General features: G+C 67.2%; 17 protein-coding genes. 7 read left to right on the top strand and 10 right to left on the bottom strand.

Annotated elements, in window-relative coordinates; genetic code table 11:
* The first annotated feature begins 253 nt into the window (after positions 1-253).
* Both ACPGXI_RS06525 and nei2 read left to right on the top strand, forming a co-directional pair.
* Positions 254-4,795, top strand: a complete 4,542-nt coding sequence (locus tag ACPGXI_RS06525) for an ATP-dependent helicase (protein WP_526651020.1) — start codon at positions 254-256, stop codon at positions 4,793-4,795.
* On the top strand, positions 4,795-5,547 hold the full coding sequence (gene nei2, locus ACPGXI_RS06520; protein ID WP_526651018.1) for an endonuclease VIII Nei2: 753 nt from the start codon (positions 4,795-4,797) through the stop codon (positions 5,545-5,547). Before ACPGXI_RS06525 ends, nei2 begins: the two co-directional genes overlap by 1 nt.
* 100 nt (positions 5,548-5,647) lie before the next feature.
* Here the strand turns inward: nei2 and ACPGXI_RS06515 are convergent, their stop codons facing one another.
* Both ACPGXI_RS06515 and ACPGXI_RS06510 read right to left on the bottom strand, forming a co-directional pair.
* Positions 5,648-6,790 carry a fatty acid desaturase family protein gene (locus ACPGXI_RS06515; protein WP_526651016.1) on the bottom strand — a complete coding sequence of 381 codons (1,143 nt, stop codon included), beginning with the start codon at positions 6,788-6,790 and terminating at the stop codon, positions 5,648-5,650.
* 77 nt (positions 6,791-6,867) lie between these two features.
* On the bottom strand, positions 6,868-7,974 hold the full coding sequence (locus tag ACPGXI_RS06510; protein ID WP_526651014.1) for a ferredoxin reductase: 1,107 nt from the start codon (positions 7,972-7,974) through the stop codon (positions 6,868-6,870).
* A 71-nt stretch (positions 7,975-8,045) separates the two neighbouring features.
* Between ACPGXI_RS06510 and ACPGXI_RS06505 the strand changes: the two genes are divergently transcribed.
* Both ACPGXI_RS06505 and ACPGXI_RS06500 read left to right on the top strand, forming a co-directional pair.
* Positions 8,046-8,762, top strand: coding sequence for a TetR/AcrR family transcriptional regulator (locus ACPGXI_RS06505; RefSeq protein WP_526651012.1), 717 nt, complete (start codon positions 8,046-8,048; stop codon positions 8,760-8,762).
* A gap of 80 nt (positions 8,763-8,842) precedes the next feature.
* Positions 8,843-9,511, top strand: coding sequence for a TetR/AcrR family transcriptional regulator (locus tag ACPGXI_RS06500; RefSeq protein ID WP_526651010.1), 669 nt, complete (start codon positions 8,843-8,845; stop codon positions 9,509-9,511).
* Here ACPGXI_RS06500 and ACPGXI_RS06495 read toward each other — a convergent pair.
* From ACPGXI_RS06495 to ACPGXI_RS06480, 4 genes are all read right to left on the bottom strand, one after another.
* On the bottom strand, positions 9,480-10,250 hold the full coding sequence (locus ACPGXI_RS06495) for an SDR family NAD(P)-dependent oxidoreductase (protein ID WP_526651008.1): 771 nt from the start codon (positions 10,248-10,250) through the stop codon (positions 9,480-9,482). The two genes, ACPGXI_RS06500 and ACPGXI_RS06495, sit on opposite strands and share 32 nt — an antisense overlap.
* 193 nt (positions 10,251-10,443) lie before the next feature.
* On the bottom strand, positions 10,444-11,286 hold the full coding sequence (locus tag ACPGXI_RS06490) for a pseudouridine synthase (protein WP_526651076.1): 843 nt from the start codon (positions 11,284-11,286) through the stop codon (positions 10,444-10,446).
* A 133-nt stretch (positions 11,287-11,419) separates the two neighbouring features.
* Positions 11,420-13,189 carry a glycerol-3-phosphate dehydrogenase/oxidase gene (locus ACPGXI_RS06485; protein WP_526651006.1) on the bottom strand — a complete coding sequence of 590 codons (1,770 nt, stop codon included), beginning with the start codon at positions 13,187-13,189 and terminating at the stop codon, positions 11,420-11,422.
* 32 nt (positions 13,190-13,221) lie between these two features.
* Positions 13,222-14,637: an NAD(P)H-quinone dehydrogenase gene (locus tag ACPGXI_RS06480; protein WP_526651004.1), complete on the bottom strand. Its 1,416-nt coding sequence runs from the start codon at positions 14,635-14,637 to the stop codon at positions 13,222-13,224.
* 96 nt (positions 14,638-14,733) lie between these two features.
* On the opposite strand from ACPGXI_RS06480, the gene ACPGXI_RS06475 reads away from it, so the two are divergent.
* Positions 14,734-15,207 carry a gamma-glutamylcyclotransferase family protein gene (locus ACPGXI_RS06475; protein ID WP_526651002.1) on the top strand — a complete coding sequence of 158 codons (474 nt, stop codon included), beginning with the start codon at positions 14,734-14,736 and terminating at the stop codon, positions 15,205-15,207.
* Between the two features lie 69 nt (positions 15,208-15,276).
* On the opposite strand, the gene ACPGXI_RS06470 is transcribed toward ACPGXI_RS06475, so the two are convergent.
* The 3 genes from ACPGXI_RS06470 to ACPGXI_RS06460 form a co-directional block, all read right to left on the bottom strand.
* Positions 15,277-16,164, bottom strand: coding sequence for a type IV toxin-antitoxin system AbiEi family antitoxin (locus ACPGXI_RS06470; protein WP_526651000.1), 888 nt, complete (start codon positions 16,162-16,164; stop codon positions 15,277-15,279).
* 166 nt (positions 16,165-16,330) lie between these two features.
* Entirely contained in the window at positions 16,331-17,491 is a 1,161-nt protein-coding gene (locus ACPGXI_RS06465; protein WP_526650999.1) for an amidohydrolase, read from the bottom strand.
* Positions 17,488-18,666: a M20 family metallopeptidase gene (locus ACPGXI_RS06460; RefSeq protein ID WP_526650997.1), complete on the bottom strand. Its 1,179-nt coding sequence runs from the start codon at positions 18,664-18,666 to the stop codon at positions 17,488-17,490. Before ACPGXI_RS06460 ends, ACPGXI_RS06465 begins: the two co-directional genes overlap by 4 nt.
* Positions 18,667-18,715: 49 nt before the next feature.
* On the opposite strand from ACPGXI_RS06460, the gene ACPGXI_RS06455 reads away from it, so the two are divergent.
* Positions 18,716-19,528, top strand: a complete 813-nt coding sequence (locus ACPGXI_RS06455; protein ID WP_526650995.1) for a purine-nucleoside phosphorylase — start codon at positions 18,716-18,718, stop codon at positions 19,526-19,528.
* 12 nt (positions 19,529-19,540) lie between these two features.
* Positions 19,541-21,166, top strand: a complete 1,626-nt coding sequence (locus tag ACPGXI_RS06450) for a phospho-sugar mutase (protein ID WP_526650993.1) — start codon at positions 19,541-19,543, stop codon at positions 21,164-21,166.
* On the opposite strand, the gene upp is transcribed toward ACPGXI_RS06450, so the two are convergent.
* The gene (gene upp, locus ACPGXI_RS06445) at positions 21,163-21,786 is read right to left on the bottom strand and encodes a uracil phosphoribosyltransferase (protein WP_526650991.1); all 624 of its coding nucleotides are present in this window, start codon (positions 21,784-21,786) and stop codon (positions 21,163-21,165) included. The genes ACPGXI_RS06450 and upp overlap by 4 nt on opposite strands.
* Between the last annotated feature and the right edge of the window lie 47 nt (positions 21,787-21,833).

Here is a 21,833-nt window from a genome sequence, read left to right as displayed (position 1 = left end):
GCGAGGCGGCGCGTCACTGAAGCGAGCCTAGCAACCGGACGCCGAAATGACATCCCTGGCAACGCCTGAATACGACGGCGTCCCGACCTCGAACAGGCCGCGACAGCGAATCGGAACGCGGCTCGCCGCACGCGGTTGACGCGGCCCGCCGCACGCGGATGCAGAACTGGGCACCCCCGCGGAGTTAACGGGACCGGCGCCCGGTTGGTACCGCGACCGGCGTTCTGTCGGAGGTGGGGGGCACCATGGACATGTGCCCGCGGCAACCGATCCGCTCTCCCGCTTCAGCCCTCTGACGCGGGAGTGGTTCGCGGGCACCTTCGTCGAGCCCACGCCAGCCCAGGACCAAGCCTGGAACGCCATAGCCGACGGCGACAACACGCTGGTCATCGCCCCGACCGGGTCGGGTAAGACGCTCGCGGCGTTCCTGTGGGCGATCGATCGCCTGGCCCAGCCTCCGCCAGACCCACAGCACCCAGTGGGCACCCGGGTGCTGTACGTCTCGCCCTTGAAGGCACTGGCCGTCGACGTGGAACGCAACCTGCGCACACCGCTGACCGGCATCTCGCGCATCGCCGAACGCAGCGGGCAGACACCTCCGAGCATCAGCGTCGGCGTACGCTCCGGCGACACCACGCCTCGCCGCCGCCGGGAACTGCTCACCAAGCCGCCCGACATTCTGATCACCACCCCCGAGTCGCTGTTCCTGATGCTGACCTCGGCCGCCCGCAACACGCTGGCCGGCGTACAGACCATCATCGTCGACGAGGTGCATGCGGTCGCGGGGACCAAACGCGGCGCCCATCTGGCGCTCTCACTTGAGCGGCTCGACGCGTTGGCGGACAGACCCGCGCAGCGGATCGGATTGTCGGCGACGGTGCGCCCGCCCGAAGAGGTCGCCCGCTTCCTTTCCGGCACCGCCACCACCACGATTGTGGCCCCGCCCGCGGCCAAGACCTTCGACCTGACCGTGCAGGTGCCGGTTCCCGACATGGCGAACCTCGAGAACAACTCCATCTGGCCCGACGTCGAGGAACGCATCGTCGACCTGATCGAGGCGCACAACTCGTCGATCGTGTTCACCAACTCGCGGCGCCTCGCCGAGCGACTGACGTCCCGGCTCAACGAGATTCACACCGAACGCACCGGCAACGAGCTGGGCGCCCGCAACCCCGGTGTCGCCGGCGGCGCGCCCGCCCTTGTCATGGCCAGCGGTCAGACCTACGGCGCCGAGCCGGTGCTGGCCCGCGCCCACCACGGCTCGGTCAGCAAGGAAGCCCGCGCCGAGGTCGAGGATGCGCTCAAGAGCGGGCGCCTCAAGGCCGTCGTCGCAACATCCAGCCTGGAGCTCGGAATTGACATGGGCTCAGTGGATTTGGTGATTCAAGTCCAGACCCCGCCATCGGTGGCCAGCGGTCTGCAGCGCATCGGCCGGGCGGGTCACCAGGTCGGCGAGATCAGCCAGGGCGTGCTGCTCCCCAAGCACCGTACCGATCTGATCGGCTGCGCCGTCAGCGTGCAACGGATGCTCGCCGGTCAGATCGAAACCATGCGAGTGCCCGCCAACCCGCTCGATGTTCTGGCCCAGCACACCGTCGCCGCGTGTGCGCTGGAACCGATCAACGCCGAGGCATGGTTCGACACCGTCCGGCGCAGCGCGCCGTTCTCCACGCTGCCGCGCAGCGCATACGAAGCGACGCTGGACCTGCTGTCGGGTAAGTACCCATCGACGGAGTTCGCCGAGTTGCGCCCCCGCATCGTCTACGACCGCGATTCGGGAACCCTGACCGCGCGTCCCGGCGCTCAGCGACTCGCCGTCACCTCCGGCGGGGCGATTCCCGACCGTGGTCTCTTCACCGTTTTCCTGGCCTCCAGCGCCGACTCCGAAAAGCCCTCCCGGGTTGGTGAACTCGATGAAGAGATGGTCTACGAGTCCCGCCCCGGCGATGTGATCTCGCTGGGCGCGACGAGTTGGCGGATCACCGACATCACCCACGACCGGGTGCTGGTCCTTCCCGCCCCCGGTCAGCCGGCCCGACTACCGTTTTGGCGCGGCGACGGCGTCGGCCGGCCCGCCGAGCTCGGCGAGGCGATCGGTGCGTTCACCGGGGAGCTTGCCCGACTTGACCGGGCGCAGTTCGAACAGCGCTGCCACGCAGTGGGGTTCGACGGGTTCGCGACCGACAACCTGTGGCAGCTGATCGACGAGCAGCGGGCAGCGACCTCATCCGTACCATCGGACACCGCGCTGGTCGTCGAGCGCTTTCGCGACGAGCTCGGCGACTGGCGGGTGATTCTGCACTCGCCCTACGGGCTGCGGGTGCACGGGCCTTTGGCGCTGGCGGTCGGCAAGCGACTCTACGAACGGTACGGCATCGACGAGAAGCCGACCGCCTCCGACGACGGCATCATCGTCCGGCTGCCCGATACCGACGGAACTGCTCCTGGCGCCGATATCTTCGTCTTCGATCCCGACGAGATCGAACCGCTGGTCACCGCGGAGGTGAGCGGTTCGGCGCTGTTCGCGTCCCGCTTCCGGGAGTGCGCCGCCCGAGCGTTGCTGCTGCCGCGCCGCCACCCCGGCAAGCGGTCTCCGCTGTGGCATCAGCGCCAGCGGGCAGCTCAACTGCTCGATGTCGCCCGCAATTACCCCGACTTTCCCATCGTGCTGGAAGCGGTGCGCGAATGCCTGCAGGACGTCTACGACGTACCGACGCTGGTCTCGCTGATGGGGCGGGTTGCCCAGCGTCGGGTGCGCCTGCTGGAGGTCGAGACTCCGACGCCGTCGCCGTTCGCCGCTTCGCTGCTGTTCGGTTATGTCGGGGCGTTCATGTACGAGGGCGACAGCCCGCTGGCCGAACGCCGAGCCGCCGCGCTGTCTTTGGACCCCAAGCTGCTGGCCGAACTGCTGGGTCGGGTTGAGCTGCGCGAACTGCTCGACGCCGCGGTGGTCGCCAACACCGAACGCCAGCTTCAGCATCTGACCCCCGACCGGTTAGCCCGCGACGCCGAGGGCGTGGCAGACCTGCTGCGTCTACTGGGGCCGTTGACGGCCGACGAAGTCGCCCAACGGTGCACCCGCGCCGATGTCGGCGGCTGGCTGGAAGGTCTGCTGACGACCAAGCGCGCCGTGACGGTCGCGTTCGCCGGCCAGACCTGGTGGGTCGCGGTCGAGGACATCGGCCGGTTGCGCGATGGCGTGGGGGTCGCGGTGCCCGTCGGCGTCCCGATGGCGTTTCTCGAGGAGCTGGTCGATCCGTTGGGTGAGCTGCTGTCACGGTACGCGCGCACCCGGGGGCCGTTCACCACCGTCGACGCGGCGACCCGGTTCGGCCTGGGGCTGCGAGTGGCCGGTGATGTACTCGGCCGGCTGGCCGCCGACGGCAAGTTGATGCGCGGCGAGTTCATCGACGTGCCGGTGGATTCCGGCGGTGCGGACCAGTGGTGCGATGCCGAGGTGCTGCGCATTCTGCGGCGGCGATCACTGGCTGCGCTGCGGGCCCAGATCGAGCCGGTGAGCCCCGCCGCGCTGGGTCGCTTCCTGCCAGCCTGGCAACTATTGGGCGGTGAGGCCGGATCCGGCGTCGACGGGCTGGCCGCGGTGATCGACCAGCTCGCCGGTGTCCCGATGCCTGCGTCGGCGGTGGAGCCGCTGATCTTCAGCCAGCGAGTGCGCGACTATCAGCCGGGCATGCTTGACGAACTGCTCGCCTCCGGTGAGGTGCTGTGGTCCGGCGTCGGGGCGCTGTCGGCGGCCGATGGCTGGGTCGCGTTCCACCCCGCCGAAACCGCAGCGCTGTCGCTGGCCCCGCCCACAAACGTCGACCTCACCGATGTCCACCACGCCATCCTGGCTGCCCTCAGCGGCGGCGGGGCGTATTTTTTCCGCCAGATCGCAACCGACGGGGTGAGCACGGAGTCACTCAAAGCAGCACTATGGCAACTTATCTGGTCGGGAAGCGTGGGCGGTGACACCTTCGCGCCGGTGCGCGCGCTGTTGGCCGGATCCCGGGGCTCGGGTACGCGTCGGGCGGCCGCGCCGTCGCACCGCCATCGTCGCGCACCGAGGCTGAGCCGCTACTCCATCAGCTCGGGTGCGCACCGCGACTCCGACCCCACAGTTGCCGGGCGCTGGTCGGCATTACCCGCCGCCGAAGGGGACTCGACGGTACGGGCGCATTTCCACGCCGACCAGTTGCTGGCCCGCCACGGAGTGCTGACCAAAGGTGCAGTGGCGGCCGAGAACATCCCGGGTGGCTTCGCCTCGCTGTACAAGGTGCTCACCGCCATGGAGGACGCGGGTCGTTGTCAGCGCGGCTATTTCGTCGAATCCCTCGGTGGGGCACAATTCGCGACGGCCAGCACCGTGGACAGACTGCGCACCCACGCAGACAGCATCGACGAAGCGCAGGGCGCTCTGCAAGCGATCGCCCTGGCCGCGACCGATCCAGCCAACCCGTTCGGGGCCGCGCTGCCCTGGCCGGCACGCAGTGGAACCGATACCGCCCACCGGCCGGGCCGCAAAGCCGGGGCGCTGGTGGTGCTCGTTGACGGCGAGCTGGCCTGGTTCGTCGAGCGCGGGGGCCGCTCGCTGCTGAGCTTCACCACCGATTCCGCGACACATCACGCGGCGGCAGTCGCCCTGGCAGAGCTGGTTACTCGCCGGCAGGTGCCGGCGTTGCTGGTGGACCGCATCGACGGTGTGGCCGTGTTCGACGACCGTGACTCCGTAGTAGCCCTGGCGCTGACGCAGGCGGGGTTCGCCAAGACCCCGCGCGGGCTGCGGCTGCGCTGATGCCTGAAGGCGACACCGTTTACCGCACGGCCGCGAAACTGCGGACGGCGTTGGCGGGAAAGGAGTTGACCCGGTGCGACGTCCGAGTCCCCCGCTACGCCACCGTCGACCTCACCGGTCAGCTGGTCGACGAAGTACTCTGCCGAGGCAAGCATCTGTTCATCCGGGTGGGGTCGGCCAGCATCCATTCGCACCTCAAGATGGACGGCAGCTGGCAGATCGGCCGCCTCCGAGCTCCAGCCCATAAGGTGCGAATCATTCTGGAAACAGCCGACTCCCGGGCGTTCGGTGTGGACCTCGGAATACTGGAAATTCTCGACCGCGCCACCGATGTCGATGCTGTCGCCGGTCTGGGCCCCGACCTGCTCGGCGATGACTGGTCGGCCGACACCGCTGCGGGCAACCTGACGGCCGCGCCGGACCGCCCGCTGGCCGAGGCGTTGCTGGACCAGCGGGTGGTGGCAGGCGTAGGAAACGTCTACGCCAACGAGCTCTGTTTTATCTTCGGGTTGCGACCAACGACCGCCGTCTCCGAGCTCGCGGACCCATTGCGCTTGGCCACCCGGGCACAGCAGATGTTGTGGGCCAACCGGTCACGGGTAAACCGCACCACGACCGGCGACACCCGTGCGGGCAAGGATCTGTGGGTGTACGGCCGATCCGGCCTGGCCTGCCGTCGCTGCGGCACGCTCATCGACACCGATAGCTCCGGGGACCGGGTCACCTACTGGTGCCCGGGCTGCCAGCGCTAGTGATCTTCTTTGGCTGACTTGGCATTCCCGCAGAGAAGCGTAGGCCGCAGCGTCAGTTGCGATCTCGGCGAGGTTGGGGCGTGGGAGGGCGAACTCCGGCTCAGGTCCAGGGCAGCGCGAGCTTGACGATCTTGCGCACCACGGTCGCGAACTGTCGCGGCAGCGGCCCGGTGTTATAGGGAACGCCGTAGCGTTCGCAGATGTCGCGCACCTCAGTCGAGATCTCCGCGTGCCGGTGGGCCGGGATGTCAGGAAACAGATGGTGCTCGATCTGGAAGGACAGATTCCCGCTGAGAATATGAAAAAGCTTTGCCGATTCGGGCCGAGCGGAGCGACGGGGGGAAAACCCGGTGAGGTTCGCCGAGCCGAGGACCTGGCGAAAATACCATTGGCCCCGCGACTCCGCCTTGGTCTCCTCGATCGAGAACTCCTGGACGTCTTCAGGGAAATGCCCGCAGAAGATGATCATGTACGACCAGACATTGCGCATCAGGTTGGCGGTCAAGTTGCCGGTGAACACCCATGGCGCGAAGGGCCCGGCCAGCAACGGGAACGCCACGTAGTCCTTCAGCGTCTGGCGCTTGGTCTTGCGCCAAATACCCTGCAGAATCTCGCGCTTGTCCGACAGCGAGATCTCGCCGGTGCGGATGCGGTCAGCCTCGAGTTCGTGCAGCGCCACCCCGTACTGGAACATCAACATCAGCAGGAAGGCATATACCGGGTTACCGAGGAAGTACGGCCGCCACTTCTGGTCCTCGCTCATGCGCAGGATGCCGTAGCCGACGTCACGGTCCAAGCCGACGATGTTGGTGTAGGTGTGGTGCATGTAGTTGTGCGAGTGGCGCCACTGATCGGCCGGGCATGCGGTGTCCCATTCGAAGCCCTTGCTGGAGATCGCTGGGTCGCCCATCCAGTCGTACTGGCCGTGCATCACGTTGTGGCCGATCTCCATGTTGTCGATGATCTTGCTCAGGCCCAGCATCGCGCTGCCGGCCAACCAGAACGGCGGCAAGATTCCGCCGAACAGCATTGCGCGGCCGCCGACTTCGAGTGCGCGTTGCGCTTTGATCATCCGGCGGATGTAGCTGGCGTCGCGATCGCCGAGATCGGCGATGACGCGCTCCTTGAGTTCGTCCAGCTCGGCGCCGAAGGCGTCAGCCTGCTCGGGGGTCAGGGTGACTTTTCGGCCCCCGACCATCTTCTCGAGGGTCTTGGCCTGAACGGGGTTGATGGCGAGAGTCATGGGAGACTCCTTTTCTGTCTAGAGGGGTTGAGTTCTGTCCCAGAACTAAAGGGCTACAGAACTAAAGGGATACGTCACTAAAGGGATACGTCGACGTCGCCGACGGGGGCTGACACACAGATCTGCACGTCCTCCTGTTCGGCGCTGGACACCGCACCGGTGATGACGTTGCGCACCGCACCACTGGTCTTGCGGCGAGTGCAGGAAAAGCAGATTCCCATCCGGCAGCCGCTCTCGGGCGTCAGCCCGGCCGCCTCGGCTTGATCGAGCAGCGTCCGGCCGTCATCGGTGATCTCGACACCGCTGTCGGCGAAAGTCACTCGGCCACCCGACGGTTCGGTCGGCAGGTCCAGTACCGGCGGCACGAAGCTCTCCGCCTGGGCATCTGGATAGCGCCGGCGGACCGCCTCGACAAGCGCAGGCGGCCCGCAAACGAACACCGCTTGCGATTTCGGCGCAGTTCGTCCTGCTGAGAGTGACGTACTGCGCCGAAATCCCGCGGCGGCGAGATGCACAGACCCGAAACGGCCGGACAGATCCGAACCTGCGGCGGCCCGGCTGTATCCGTGCAGCACCTGCACATTCGGTAGCGCGCGAGCGATGTCAGCGAGTTCGTCGCGGTAGCAGGCTTCCACCGCAGACCGCGCGTAGTGGATGAACGCGACCTCGCCCTTGTACCGCTGCGCCCGCAACGTACGCAACATCGACATCACCGGGGTGATGCCGCTGCCGCCGGAGATGAACAGCAACCGGTCGCCTGGGCTGTCGGGCAGGGTGAAATCGCCGCCGACGGAGTCCAAGCCGACGACCATGCCCGCGTGGGCGTGCTCGAACAGATAGGTCGACACCAGACCGCCCTCGTGGCGGCCGATCGTCAACTCGATGAACCGGTCGGTGTCGGCGTTAGCCGGTGAGTACGGCCTGGTGCGGCGGCGGCCGTCGATCTCGACCGACAGGTTGATGTGCTGCCCGGCCCGGAATCCGGGAAACGCCCGGTTGGGCTCAAGGGTCAGCGTGACGCTGCGCGGGGTGGTGCGGCGCACCGCGCCGATTCGGGCGCGGGCTTGGCTACGGGTCCAGGTGGGGTCTACCAATTCGGTGAAGCGGTCGACTCCATGCGGACCGGTGAGTAGGTCCAGCAGCGCCGAGCGCCGTCGTGGTTTGACCAAAGTTTGAGTGAACATATGTACACCATTGACCAGATGCGCCCGGCTCGTCAATGCAAAACCACTGGTTGTGGTACGTTTCACACATAGTGAACAGTCGTACGCCCAGATCGCCCAACGAACGCCCGGGCAGATCGAGCCGGTCGCGATCCAGAGAGTCCAAACGCAGCAGAGAGGGCCCGGAAAAAGCCACTCTGACCAGGGAGCAGCGCAAGGAAGCGACCCGGCGCGCCATCGTCTCCGCGGCGTTGCAACTGCTTGCCGACCAGAGCTTCAGCGCGATGAGCCTGCGCGAAGTCACCCGCGAGGCCGGCATCGTGCCTGCCGCGTTCTACCGCCATTTCGAGTCGATGGAGGCCCTGGGGCTGGTTCTCATCGACGAATCGTTTCGAACCCTGCGCGACATGTTGCGTGGCGGTCGCGCCGGAAAGCTGGACCCCAACCGGGTCATCGAATCCTCGGTCGACATCCTCATCGAGGGCGTCCAGGAACGCCGGGAACACTGGCGTTTCATCGGGCGTGAACGCAACAGCGGCGTCACCGTGTTGCGGTACGCCATTCGCACCGAGATCCGGTTGATCACCTCCGAACTGGCCATCGATTTGGCCCGCTTCCCCGGCCTCAACAACTGGAGCAGTGAAGACCTCAACATCTTGGCCAGTGTGTTCGTCAACTCGATGATCGTCATCGCCGAAGCGATCGAAGACGCCTCGGACGCCGCGACGGTCGAAGAGATCCGGCGCACCGCCATCAAACAGCTACGGATGATCACCATCGGCGTCGCCGGCTGGCGCAGCGACGGCTGAAAGGCGATTGGCCGGGGCTCGCTGTTGGAATGCGATTTCGGCGCAGCGTCAATGTTGACGGTGACTATCATCGGTGAGCAATGCGAAGCCACGGTTGGTCGGGAAATCCGCCCGCGTCCGACGAGGAGGCGATTTCGCGCATCCTGGTCTCGGCGGACCGCATCGTCGCCGAGCGTGGCTCGTCGATGCGCATCGCCGACGTCGCACGCGACCTCGGTGTCACCCGCCAGACCGTGTACCGCTATTTCCCCAGCACCGAGGCGCTGCTCGTCGCCTGCGCGATGCAGAAGGCCGACGGGTTCCTTGACCGTCTACAAAGGCGGGTACGCGAGGAGACCGACCCGGTCACCACACTGGTCGAAGGCATGGCGTTCACCATCGAATCGCTCGCCGACGACCCCCAGATCGAATTCTTGCTCAGCCAGCGGGGCACGCACTCCGTCGGCGGTTCCTTCACATCTGACACCGCCCACACATTCGGTCGGTCGATACTGCACCGACTGGACATCGATTGGGCTGCATACGGTTTCGATGAACCGGCACTGGCTGAGCTGAACGAGTTCCTGCTGCGGGTGATGAATTCGTTTCTCATCGACAGTGGCAACCCCCGGCGCAACAGCACCGAGTTGCGCGCTTTCCTGTCCCGTTGGATCGGTCCTGCGATCGTGTATCCGCGACTGGCAGATACTGTCGGCCCGCTCATTGCGCCCCGTGGCGCTAGCGCGGCGTCCCCCCGCCGTCGACCATAACCACCTGGCCGGTGATGTAGCTACCCGCATCTGAGGTCAAAAGCAATGCAGCACCCAGCATTTCGTCTGCATCCGCGAGTCTGCGCAGCAGCGTGCCATCAACCATCCCGTCGATGGCCTGCTGCGGGTTCTTTCGCATCATGTCGGTATCGACTGGACCGGGGGCCAAGGCGTTCACCCGGACGCCGTCGTGCGCGAACTCAGCGGCCATCGAGCGGGTGAACGACATCAGCCCGGCCTTCATGGACGCATAGATGGACAGCATCGGTGCGAACACAAACGCGCCGACCGAGACGACGTTGAGCACCGCGGCGTGCGGACTGACCTTCAGGTGCGGCAATGCCTCCTGAACCAGTAACACCGGTCCGCGCAGATTGACCTCGAACGACTTCGTCAGCGCGTCGACCGTCACCTGCCCCAGCGGCTGGGCCAGTGCGTTGGCCGCGTTGTTCACCAGGACGTCCACACCACCGAACTCAGCGACGGCGCGCGCAACGAGCGCACCGAGGTCGTCGACGTCTCCGACGTGCGTCGGCACCCCGATCGCCTCGCCGCCCAGATCGCGCAGCTGCCGCGCCGCCCGCTCGCACGCATCAGCCTTGCGGCTGGCCACCACGACACGGGCGCCGGCCAGAACATAGCCCTGCGCCAGAGACCACCCGATTCCGCGGCTCCCACCGGTCACGATCACCGTTCGGTCCGTCATGTCGAACAGCCTGTCGAACTTCGAGCGGTCCACCTAACTGCCGCTCTTCTGGACCGGCACGGGGCTGAACACGCCGCAGTGGCACAGCCTGACTGTGGCAACGAGCCAGTTCTCGCGCACTGTTGCGCTCCTCAGGGTTTCTACGACCGTGGCCGCCGACGTACCCCTGATTGTGGCAGTCGGGGCGACTTCGCGGGGCTGAACGCAGCCACGGCCGTGCACACACTCAGCCGCCGGGCATCGTCCTGGCACTGGCGAACCGCTGCATGTCCCCGGTCAGCGGATTCTCGAACTCCAGGCTGTGTGCCAGCAGACTGAGCGGCGTGGAGAAATCGTCGGCGTCGACATCAACAACGTCGGGGTACAACGGATCACCGGTAATCGGCAAACCCAGCGACGCCATGTGCACGCGCAGTTGGTGGGTACGCCCGGTGCGCGGGGTCAGTCGGTAGTTTCCGCCGCCGCGGTGCTCGACAAGCGTCTCGGCATTCGTCACACCCGACACCTCGACCGCCTGCAAGTGGCCCCGCCGCTTGATGATTCGACTTCGCACCGTCACCGGGAACACAAGGTCAGCGTTGACGGGCGCCTGCGCCAGGTACGTCTTGCGCACCATCCCCTGGGCGAACATCGACTGATAGACCCCGCGCACCTCGCGTCGAACGGTGAACAGCAACACCCCCGCGGTCAGCCGGTCCAGCCGGTGGGCGGGGCTCAGCTCGGGCAGGTCCAGCTCGCGACGCAGCCGCACCAGTGCGGTCTGGGCGACGTGGCGTCCGCGTGGCATGGTGGCCAAAAAGTGGGGCTTGTCGACGACGACGATGTCCCGGTCGCGGTAGAGGACAGGGATATCGAATGGGACCGCTACCTCGACAGGTAAGTCGCGGTACAGATAGACAGGCGAGTTAGGTGGCAGCACGGTCGATGCAGTGACGATGCCGCCCTCAGCGGTCAGCACGTCGCCATTGAGCACCTTGGCCGCGGCCTCCTCCCCGAAGCGATCCGCCAACTCCGCCAGAACCGCGCCGCCGCGCAACCTGACCCGCGCCGGCCCAAGTCCATCTCGCACCGGTAGCGGTGGCTGTGACCTCGCGCGGGCCTTCTTGCGGGCCGTTCCACGGGCCTTCTCCCGGGCCCTACCCCCGGGGTCCGGAGTCACCGAAGCCCCGGGGCCCACCGAATCCCAGGGGCGCGCCGGCTCGTCATGTGAGCGGCACCGGCTCGAGGATCTCCGCGCGGGCCTCCGGTGCGGCCACTCGAAGCGCATCGGCGGATTCGTCGTCGGGCTGGGCCTGAGAGAGCACCTCCGCCTCGACCCGCGCCAGGTACGTCGCGACCTCGCGGTCGACGTCTTCGGCGGTCCAACCCAGTATCGGCGCAACGACTTCGGCGACTTCGCGAGCGCAATCAACGCCGCGGTGCGGGTACTCGATGGAAATCCGCATCCGGCGGGCCAGGATGTCCTCGAGATGCAGCGCCCCTTCGGCCGCCGCAGCGTATGCCGCCTCGATCTTGAGGTAGACGGGCGCTTCGGTGATCGGATTCAGCAGGTCGGGCCGGTCCTCACCCAGCTGCAACACCTCACCGATGAGCGAACCGTACCGATCCAGCAGGTGGCGTACCCGATAGGGATGCAGGCCGTAATGTGCTCCGACACTCTCAGTTTGGTTCACCAGCGCAAAGTAGCCGTCAGCGCCCAGCAGGGGGACTTTTTCGGTGATCGACGGCGCCACCCGGGTCGGCACGAACTCCGCTGCGGCATCGATCGCGTCCTGCCCCATCACTCGATAGGTGGTGTACTTGCCGCCGGCAATCGCCACCAGGCCCGGTGAGGGCACCGCCACGGCGTGCTCACGGGACAGCTTTGAGGTCTCCTCGCTCTCCCCCGCCAGCAGGGGCCGAAGCCCGGCATACACGCCGTCAATATCGTTGTGGGTCAACGGGGTTGCCAGCACGGTATTGACGGTGCTGAGGAGGTAGTCGATGTCGGCCTTGGTGGCCGCTGGATGTGCCAGGTCGAGGTTCCAGTCGGTGTCGGTGGTACCGATGATCCAGTGCGTGCCCCACGGGATCACGAACAGCACCGACTTGTCTGTGCGCAGGATGATCGCGACTTCGCTCACGACCCGGTCGCGGGGCACCACGATGTGCACGCCCTTGGATGCCCGCACCCGAAATCGACCGCGCTCCTTGGACAGTGCCTGAATCTCGTCGGTCCACACACCGGTGGCATTGACCACGACGTGACCCTGCACCTCGGTGACCGCGCCGGTTTCGGAGTCGCGTACCTGCACCCCAGTGACGCGATCACCCTCTCGCAGCAACGCCACCACCTGCGTCGACGTGCGAACCACCGCACCGTAGTGCGCTGCGGTACGGGCCACCGTCATCGTGTGCCGCGCGTCATCGACAACGGTGTCGTAGTAGCGGATTCCACCGATCAACGAACTGCGCTTCAAGCCGGGCGACAAGCGCAGCGCGCCCGCCCGCGTCAAATGCTTTTGCGCCGGAACGGATTTAGAACCACCCAGCTGGTCGTAAAGCATGATGCCCGCCGCCATATAGGGTCGTTCCCACCAACGATTGGTCAGCGGAAACAGGAACGGCAAGGGTTTGACCAGATGTGGCGCCAGCGTCGTCAACGACAGCTCACGCTCGTGGAGCGCCTCGCGCACCAGGCCGAACTCCAGTTGCTCCAGATAGCGCAGTCCGCCGTGGAACATCTTGCTGCTCCGGCTCGAGGTTCCCGAGGCGAAGTCGCGGGCTTCGACCAACGCCACCTTGAGACCCCGCGTCGCCGCATCCAGTGCCGCGCCGGCGCCGACGACGCCGCCGCCCACCACGACGACGTCGAACTGCTCGTCACCGAGCCGAGTCCAGGCGCGTGCGCGCTGCTCGGGGCTCAGAAAGGTCTGCCCGTTACCCGGGCCGGGGATCGGGTCACCCACGTTGACCGACTCCTTGTTACTCATCAGTACTGTTGTCCGCCTCAGGCTACTTGTGTTCAGTCCAGATCGTCGTGCGCCATCAGTCGGCGCGCTGCCTCCACGATGGAACCCGACAGCGAGGGGTACACCGACAGCGTCTGCGCGAGGTCGGTCACCGAGATCCGGTTCTGCACCGCCAGCGTGATCGGCAGGATCAACTCCGAGGCGATCGGCGCCACCACCACGCCGCCGATCACCACGCCGGTGGCCGGCCGGCAGAAGATCTTGACGAAACCGTGCCGGAGCAGCGACATCTTCGCCCTGGCGTTGGTGTTCAGCGGCAACATCAGGGTGCGCGCCGGCACACTGCCGTCGTCGATCGCCGATTGCGGGATACCGACCGCAGCGATCTCGGGACGGGTGAACGTCGCCGACGCGACCGTGCGCAGCCGGATCGGAGACACCCCATCCCCCAGCGCGTGGTACATCGCGATGCGGCCCTGCATGGCGGCCACCGAAGCCAGCGGCAGCAGACCCGTGCAGTCGCCCGCGGCGTAAATGCCCGCAGCCGAGGTGCGCGAAACCCGGTCGACGGGGATGTAACCACCGCGTTTGAGCTCGATGCCGACCCTGTCCAGGCCCAGCCTGTCGGTATTGGGCACCGATCCGACCGTCATCAGAGCGTGGCTACCCTCGACCGTACGGCCGTCGGCCATGCTCACCTTGACCCCCGCGGCAGTCCGGGTGACCGAGTCGGCGCGAGCGTTCTTCACCAGCGTCACGCCACGCTCGGCGAACACCTTCTCGAGCACCGCGGCGGCATCGGAGTCCTCGTGCGGCAGGATCTGGTCCCGGCTGGCCACCACCGTCACCGTCACCCCGAGCTCGGTGTAGGCATTGCAGAATTCCGCGCCGGTCACCCCCGAACCCACGATGATCAGGTGCTCCGGTAGCTCAGGCAGCTCGTAGAGCTGGCGCCAGGTCAGGATGCGTTCCCCGTCGGGGACAGCGTTGGGCAGCACCCGCGGGCTGGCACCGGTAGCGATGAGCACCACGTCGGCCTTCAACACACCGACCTTGCCGTCGGGTGTGGTCACCTTGACTCTGTGATGGGCCATCCCCGAGGTGTCGTCGACGAACTCACCGTATCCACCGATGATCGTCACACCCTGATTCATCAGCTGGCTGCCGATGTCGGCGGACTGCGACGCGGCCAGCGTCTTGACCCGGTTGTTGATCTGGCTGAGCGAGATTTTCGCGACGTCGATGCTGATGTCGAAGCCAAGCCCCTGGGCGCGACGCAACTCGGTGCGCACCCCGGTCGAAGCGATCAGCGTCTTCGATGGCACGCAGTCATAGAGGACGCAGGCACCACCGATCCCGTCTGAGTCGACCACCGTCACCTGGGTGACGTCCCGTCCATGGGCGGCGGCTACCAGTGCGGCCTCATACCCCGCCGGCCCGCCGCCGATGATCACGATGCGCGTTGCCACCGTTTCAACCTAGGACACCTGGGCCGCCGAAGGGTTCAGATCCTCCGAGCCTGCGCGATGTCGGCCGGCCTACTACGATGCGACTAAGCTGCTCGCGTGCCGATCTACGCCGCCTACGGATCAAATATGCATCCTGAGCAGATGCTGCAGCGAGCACCGCACTCCCCCATGGCCGGGACCGGATGGCTGCACGGCTGGCGTCTGACCTTCGGCGGCGCAGACATCGGTTGGGAAGGCGCACTGGCCACCGTCGTCGAGGATCCGACCTCCAGGGTGTTCGTCGTGCTCTACGACATGACCAGGGACGACGAGGCGAACCTCGATCGTTGGGAGGGTTCCGAGCTCGGCGTTCACAAGAAGATCCGCTGCCGGGTTGAGCGGTTGTCGTCGGACACGACGACCGACCCGGTGCTGGCGTGGCTGTATGTGGTGGACGCCTGGGAGGGGGGCATCCCGTCGGCGCGCTATCTGGGAGTGATGGCCGAGGCAGCTGAAATCGCGGGAGCTCCAGATGAATACGTACACGGTTTGCGCACCCGGCCGGCCAGAAACATCGGCCCAGGCACCTAGGCCCTTTCGCCCCGCGAGCGCGCGTGTTTGCACCGTGGCGCGCGGCATTTGCCGGCATTTTGCGCGCATTCATGCCGCCCGAGCGTGACGAAGCTGATGCTCCAAACGTGCGGCCAATTCCCAAGCGCGATAACGGACGTCCTCGAACACGATCGGCACCACGGTCCAGCCGACATCCAGCAGCGCAGCCAGCCGCCTGCGGTCCCGCCGCATTGCCTCGGGGCCCGAGTGCCAGGCCGTTCCGTCGTATTCCGCAGCGACCCGGTGTTCGGGCCAGGCGAAGTCGAGCCGTCTGAGCTCCCCGTTTCCGTCGACGATTTCATGCTGCAGCACTGGAATGGGCAGGCCCCCATCGATCATGACCAGCCGAGCCTCGCTCTCCATGGGCGATTCCGAGCGGGTGTCGGCCAGGGAAATGAGATCGCGAACCGCGACAATGCCTCTGCGCCCTTTCTGCTCGGCAGCGGCACGCCATAGGTCGGGCCGGGTGCAGCTGCCGCTACGCAGCGCCGCGTCGAGTGTGGCCAGGGCTCGGGGACGGCGCAGCGCTCGCCCGACCTCAACAGCCGTCCACGCGGGCGCAGTCACACGCCGACCGTTCCGCACAACCAACGGCGCCCCGTCGCGGCGGTGCACCACCAGACCGTCGGCGCATCGCAACGCACTGCCGGGCGGGTTGAGGACGTGCAGATCGCGCGATTCCTCGGTATCGAAGCCGAACAGCTCAGCCGCTGTACCGAGGCACACAGCGACCGGCTTCCCGCAGGCCAGGTCCAGGCCACGCAGCCGAAGCTCGTCGGTAGGTTCGCCCTGGCAGTAGAGGCCGTGCCACATCCGTTCCAGCGAACCGGAATTGACCTGCGCCTCAAAGCTGCGCCGGGTCAGGTGGGTCAGGATCTGGCCGCTGGTGGCGACGCCGCCCTGCGCCTCCAGCAGCCGGCCGAGTTCGTGGCTCATGGCCGCCATCGTCTGCCGCGATGACCCGACCGCAGTGGGTGTCGATGGTCATCTGTGGATCAGATGGCAGTTGTGCATAACTCGTCATGGCCGAGCGCGCGCAAAATGCCAGAAATTGCGGCGCGCCATTGTGCAGACACGCGCGCTCGCGGGGAAAAGGGGGACGTCAGCTGTGCTCGATGATGTTGACCAGCAGCCGAACCCCGACCCCGAGCGCAGCCTCGTCCAGGTCGAAAGTCGGCTGGTGCAAATCCATCTGAGCACCCCGCCCGCTCCACACGCCCAGCCGCGCCATGGCGCCCGGCACCTCCTCGAGGTACCAGGAGAAGTCTTCGCCACCACCGGACTGCTGGGTGTCGGCAAGCACGGCAGGTCCGATCGCCTCGATCGCGTGGGTGAGGATTCGGGTGGAGACCTCTTCATTGACCACCGGCGGCACCCCGCGTCGGTACAGCACGGTGTGCTCAATGCCCAGCGGAGCCAATATCGCCGTAACTGTCTCCCGCACAATACCTTCCAGCGTCAGCCAGGTCTCGCGGCTGGACGTTCGGATGGTGCCGGACAGCATGCCGGTCTGCGGGATCGCGTTGGCGGCCACACCCGCATTCACCGCACCCCACACCATCACTGTGCTGTTGCGCGGGTCGATGCGGCGCGACAGCACACCTGGTAGCCCGGTGATCACCGAGCCCAGTCCGTACACCAGGTCGCTGGTGAGGTGCGGCCGCGATGTGTGCCCGCCGGGCGAGTGCATCGTCACCTCGAGCTGGTCGGCCGCAGAGGTTATCGGCCCCGGTCGGGTCGCGACCTTTCCGACCGCCAGCCGTGGGTCGCAGTGCAGCGCGTAGATCCGCGTCACCCCGCTCAGCGCTCCCGCGGCGATCGCATCGCTGGCACCACACATGAGCTCCTCGGCCGCCTGGAAGATCAACCGGACGCCGACGGGCAGTTCAGGCGCCGAGGCCAGCGCGAGCGCGGCACCCACCAGCACCGCGGTGTGCGCGTCATGGCCGCAGGCATGGGCGACGCCGGCGACCACCGACGCGTACGGTGCTCCGGTCCGGTCGCCCATTGGTAGCGCGTCCATGTCGGCGCGTAGGGCCACTCTGGGCCCGTGTTCGGGGCCGAAATCACACGTCAGACCGGTACCGCCGGGCAGGACCTTGGGGTTGAGACCGGCGTCGGCCAGCAGCGAGGCGACGAACTGCGTCGTGCCGAACTCCTGGCACCCGAGTTCGGGGTGAGCGTGCAGGTGGCGGCGCCATCCGACCAGGTCGTCGTAGTGGGCGTTCAGCCACGCGTCGGCGGACTCCGAGAGCCCGGTCATGATGCCCGCCTTCGCCACTGCTCGAGCACCCGGTCGCGCTCGATCGCGTTTTCGGCCAGCGCAACCACCGTGCGCGCCAGCATGATCGAACCCTCAACCACCGCGGTGTCTGCGCTCTCGCTCACCGCCGCCGCGGTGAATGCCGGTTGGTGCAGGGATGCGCCCCCTGCCTCGACACCGACGATCGGGTGGATGCCCGGCATCCGATGGGTCACGTTGCCCATGTCCGTGCTGCCCAGCGGCATCGACGCTTCGACATCCTCAGGAATCGGGGTACGCCCGAGACGGACCATCTCGGCCCGCAGCGTCGAGGCCAGCCAGCCATCGGGACGCAATTCGGCATAGGGCGGCGCAGACTCGGCGACGACGTGCTCACAGCCGGTACCGACTGCACCCGCCGCGAAGCATCCGGCCATCCGGGATTGCAACTCGCACAACGACTCTGAATTGTTCGCCCGCATCGTGTAGCGCAGCTCGGCGCGCGCCGGAATGATGTTGGTCGCCTGACCACCGTCTGTCACCATGCCGTGCACCATCTGCCCGGGTGCCAACTGCTGACGCAGCAGCCCGACGGCCACCTGGGCGATCGTGACGGCGTCTGCGGCGTTGAGCCCGAGATACGGGGCGAGCGCGGCATGGGATTCCCGCCCGGTGTACTGGATCTCGGCCTCCGCCAGCGCCAGCGAGCGGGCAGCCGCGATGTCGAGCGGCCCGGGATGCAGCATCACCGTCGCGGCGATGTCATCGAACACACCGGCATCGAGCATCAGCACCTTGCCCCCGCCCGCCTCCTCGGCGGGGGTCCCCAGCAGCACCACCGTCAGGCCGAGGTCGTCGGCGACTTCGGCAAGCGCCAGCGCGGTACCGACCGCCGATGCGGCAATGATGTTGTGCCCGCAACCGTGACCGATTCCGGGCAGGGCGTCGTACTCGGCGCAGATACCGATGACCAGCTGGCCGCTGCCGTAGTCGGCGCGAAACGCGGTGTCCAGACCCGCCGGCGCCGGGGTGATCTCGAATCCCCGCTCGGCGGCCATCGCCAGGGTCTTGGCGCAGCTGCGGTGCTCGTTGAACGCCAGTTCGGGCTCGGCGTGCAGGGAGTGAGACAACTCAAGGAGATCGCCGCGGCGTCGGTTCACCGCGTCGTGCACGCATGAGGACGCAGCGGTGGGCATGCTGGCAGTATCTCACTGCTCTGCTGGACGCCGAACTAAGCTACCGTTCGTGGACAAACCGGCAGATCCGGCGGTCGAGGCTCAGCTGGCAGCGGTCGCGCTAGCCGAGCGGACCGGCGTCGACGCTCACGACGTCGCGGTGGTTCTCGGATCCGGCTGGGCCCCGGCGGCGAGACAGCTGAGCGAGGCCGATGGCATCACAGCGATTGTGCCGATGGCCGAACTGCCTGGTTTCAGCCCGCCCAGCGCCGAGGGCCACGGCGGCCAGGTGTTGTCGTTGCGGATCGGCGCACATCGTGTGTTGGTGGTGCTGGGCAGAATCCACCCCTACGAGGGGCACGAACTGCGCCACGTGGTGCATCCGGTTCGGACGGCCTGCGCGGCGGGCGCGCACACGGTGATACTGACCAACGCCGCTGGCGGCCTGCGCTCGGAATACACCGTGGGCCAGTCCGTGCTGATCAGCGACCACCTCAACCTCACGGCACGCTCACCGCTGGTGGGCGCACAGTTCGTGGACCTCGTCGACGCGTATTCGCCGCGGCTGCGGGCCATCGCGCGCGAGATCGACGCGACCCTGGCCGAGGGCGTCTATGCAGGCCTGCCGGGGCCGCACTACGAGACGCCGGCCGAGATCGCGATGCTGCGCACGCTGGGGGCCGATCTGGTCGGAATGTCGACGGTGCACGAGACCATCGCCGCCCGCGCGGCAGACGCGCGGGTGCTGGGCATCTCGCTGGTGACGAACCTGGCAGCCGGAATGACCGGCGAGCCGCTCAGTCACGCCGAGGTGCTCGAGGCGGGCCGTCAGTCGGCCGCCCGGATGGGTTCCCTGCTCGCGGCGGTGATCGAGCGGCTCTGATGTGGTGAGGCGATGAGAGAACTGCCGATCGCGGTGGCCGAGTGGCTGTCGCATGACCCCGATCCGGACGCCGCTGCCGAGCTCACCGCCTGCAGCGACGAGGAACTCGCAGAGCGGTTCGCGCGGCCGCTGACCTTTGGCACCGCAGGCCTGCGGGGGCCGCTGCGTGCCGGGCCCAACGGGATGAATCTGGCCGTAGTGCTGCGTACCACCTGGGCGGTCGCCAGGGTACTGGCCGACCGGTCACTGGGCGGTAGGAGCATCGTGGTGGGCTACGACGCGCGCCACCGCTCTGCGGAGTTCGGCCGAGCTGCGGCGGAAGTGTTTGCCGCCCAGGGCTTTACCACTACGCTCATGTTCACCCCGGTCCCCACCCCGGCAGTCGCGTTCGCGGTCCGGAACTCCGGTGCCGCCGCGGGTGTACAGATCACCGCGTCGCACAACCCGGCCAGCGACAACGGTTACAAGGTGTACTTTCCCGGCGGGCTGCAGATTGTGGCGCCGACCGACCGCGACATCGAGTGCGCCATCGCTGCGGCACCAGCCGCCGACGAGATCCCCCGAACGCCACTCGCCGACCCTCGCGCCGAACAGGCGCACGACTCTGCCGGCGAACAGCTACGCGGCTACATCGAACACGCGGCCACCGTTCGCCGCACCACCGGTTCCGCCCGGGTGGCGCTGACGCCGCTGCACGGGGTCGGCGGCGAGTTCGCCCTCGACGCGTTGGCACTGGCCGGTTTCGGCGACGTGCACGTCGTCGACTGCCAGTTCGCGCCCGACCCGGACTTTCCGACCGTCGCCTTCCCCAACCCGGAAGAACCGGGCGCCGTCGACGAACTCCTTACCCTTGCCGCCGACGTCGGGGCGGAGATCGCCGTCGCACTGGACCCCGACGCCGACCGGTGCGCCGTCGGCTTTCCGACACCGTCTGGTTGGCGAATGCTCACCGGTGACGAAACCGGTTGGTTACTAGGCGATTACATCCTCTCCCACAGCAACGCAGCGAGCGCGGTGGTAGCCAGCACGGTGGTGTCGTCGCGGATGCTGGCCGACATCGCCGCCGACCACGGGGCACGCCACGTCGAAACGCTCACCGGGTTCAAGTGGCTGGCCCGCGCCGATGACGACATCGCCGATGCGACGCTGGTGTATGCCTACGAGGAGGCCATCGGGCACTGCGTGGATCCAGCCGCGGTCCGCGACAAGGATGGCATCAGCGCTGCCGTGTTGCTGTGCGACCTCGTCGTTGCGCTGCGCCGGCGGGGACGCACGGTGCTCGACGCACTCGACGACCTGGCCCGTCGCTACGGTGTGCACAGCACCACCGCGGTCACCCGCCGAGTCGAGACACCTCAAGCCGCAGCAGCGCTGATGGCCCGACTGCGCGCCGATCCGCCGCAGCGCCTGGCCGGCTTCGCCATCTCGGTCACCGATCTGGCAGTCCGAACCGACGCACTCGTCTTCGCCGGCGCTGACGACACCGCATCGGTGCGGGTGGTGACTCGCCCGTCCGGGACCGAGCCGAAGTTGAAGTCCTACATCGAAGTTCGTTGCGACGGTGAACTTCCCGCAGCCCGCGAACGGGCCGCCAACCTGCAGGACGCCGTCGCCGCGGCCGTGCGGCAGTGGGCCTAGCGGGGCCCGAACTGACGGTCCCCCGCGTCGCCCAAACCTGGAACAATATAGGCGATGTCGTTGAGTCCGGAATCTATTGCCGCGGTGAACAGGCGGATCCTGGGCGCCACTTTCTCCAGCGCCGCAAGCCCTTCCGGGGCGACGACAACGCAAACCACGGTGATGTCAACCGCATCGCGGGCGTAGAGCAACTCGATGGTGTGCACCATCGAGCCCCCAGTCGCCAGCATGGGGTCGAGCACCAGCACCGGTCGCCCACTGAGGTCGTCGGGCAGCGACTCCAGATACTGCATGGGCCGGTGTGTCTCCTCGTCACGGGCCACCCCCACGAAACCGACCTGGGACTCCGGGATGAGCCCCAGCGCCTGATCCACCATGCCCAGGCCGGCGCGCAGTACCGGAACCAGCACGGGCGGATTTGCCAATTTCGCCCCGGCGGTGTCGGCCATCGGCGTGCGAACCGGGACGGTCTCGATCGCCAGATCCCTGGTGGCTTCGTAGACGAGCATCACGGTGAGATCCCGCAGCGCGGCGCGGAACGCCGCATTGTCGGTGCGCTCGTCACGCAAAGTGGTCAGCCGTGCGGCGGCCAGCGGGTGATCGACTACGCGCATATCCATGAATTCCGACCTTAACGGGAACCGGGAGCCGCTGCCCGGCGTCCTAA

Source organism: Mycobacterium sp., from assembly GCF_049608025.1.
Taxonomy (GTDB): Bacteria; Actinomycetota; Actinomycetes; order Mycobacteriales; family Mycobacteriaceae; genus Mycobacterium.
The sequence above is the reverse complement of the archived record's forward strand: the minus strand, read 5'-3'. Positions and strand labels throughout refer to the sequence as shown.

Coding starts and splice junctions, on each gene's coding strand:
- ACPGXI_RS06460 (WP_526650997.1), bottom strand. CDS start 18,666: ATGCCCACCGCTGCGTCCTCATGCGTGCACGACGCGGTGAACCGACGC.
- ACPGXI_RS06465 (WP_526650999.1), bottom strand. CDS start 17,491: ATGACCGGGCTCTCGGAGTCCGCCGACGCGTGGCTGAACGCCCACTAC.
- ACPGXI_RS06515 (WP_526651016.1), bottom strand. CDS start 6,790: ATGACTCTCGCCATCAACCCCGTTCAGGCCAAGACCCTCGAGAAGATG.
- ACPGXI_RS06470 (WP_526651000.1), bottom strand. CDS start 16,164: ATGAGCCACGAACTCGGCCGGCTGCTGGAGGCGCAGGGCGGCGTCGCC.
- nei2 (WP_526651018.1), top strand. CDS start 4,795: ATGCCTGAAGGCGACACCGTTTACCGCACGGCCGCGAAACTGCGGACG.
- upp (WP_526650991.1), bottom strand. CDS start 21,786: ATGGATATGCGCGTAGTCGATCACCCGCTGGCCGCCGCACGGCTGACC.
- ACPGXI_RS06485 (WP_526651006.1), bottom strand. CDS start 13,189: ATGAGTAACAAGGAGTCGGTCAACGTGGGTGACCCGATCCCCGGCCCG.
- ACPGXI_RS06500 (WP_526651010.1), top strand. CDS start 8,843: ATGCGAAGCCACGGTTGGTCGGGAAATCCGCCCGCGTCCGACGAGGAG.
- ACPGXI_RS06450 (WP_526650993.1), top strand. CDS start 19,541: ATGAGAGAACTGCCGATCGCGGTGGCCGAGTGGCTGTCGCATGACCCC.
- ACPGXI_RS06510 (WP_526651014.1), bottom strand. CDS start 7,974: ATGTTCACTCAAACTTTGGTCAAACCACGACGGCGCTCGGCGCTGCTG.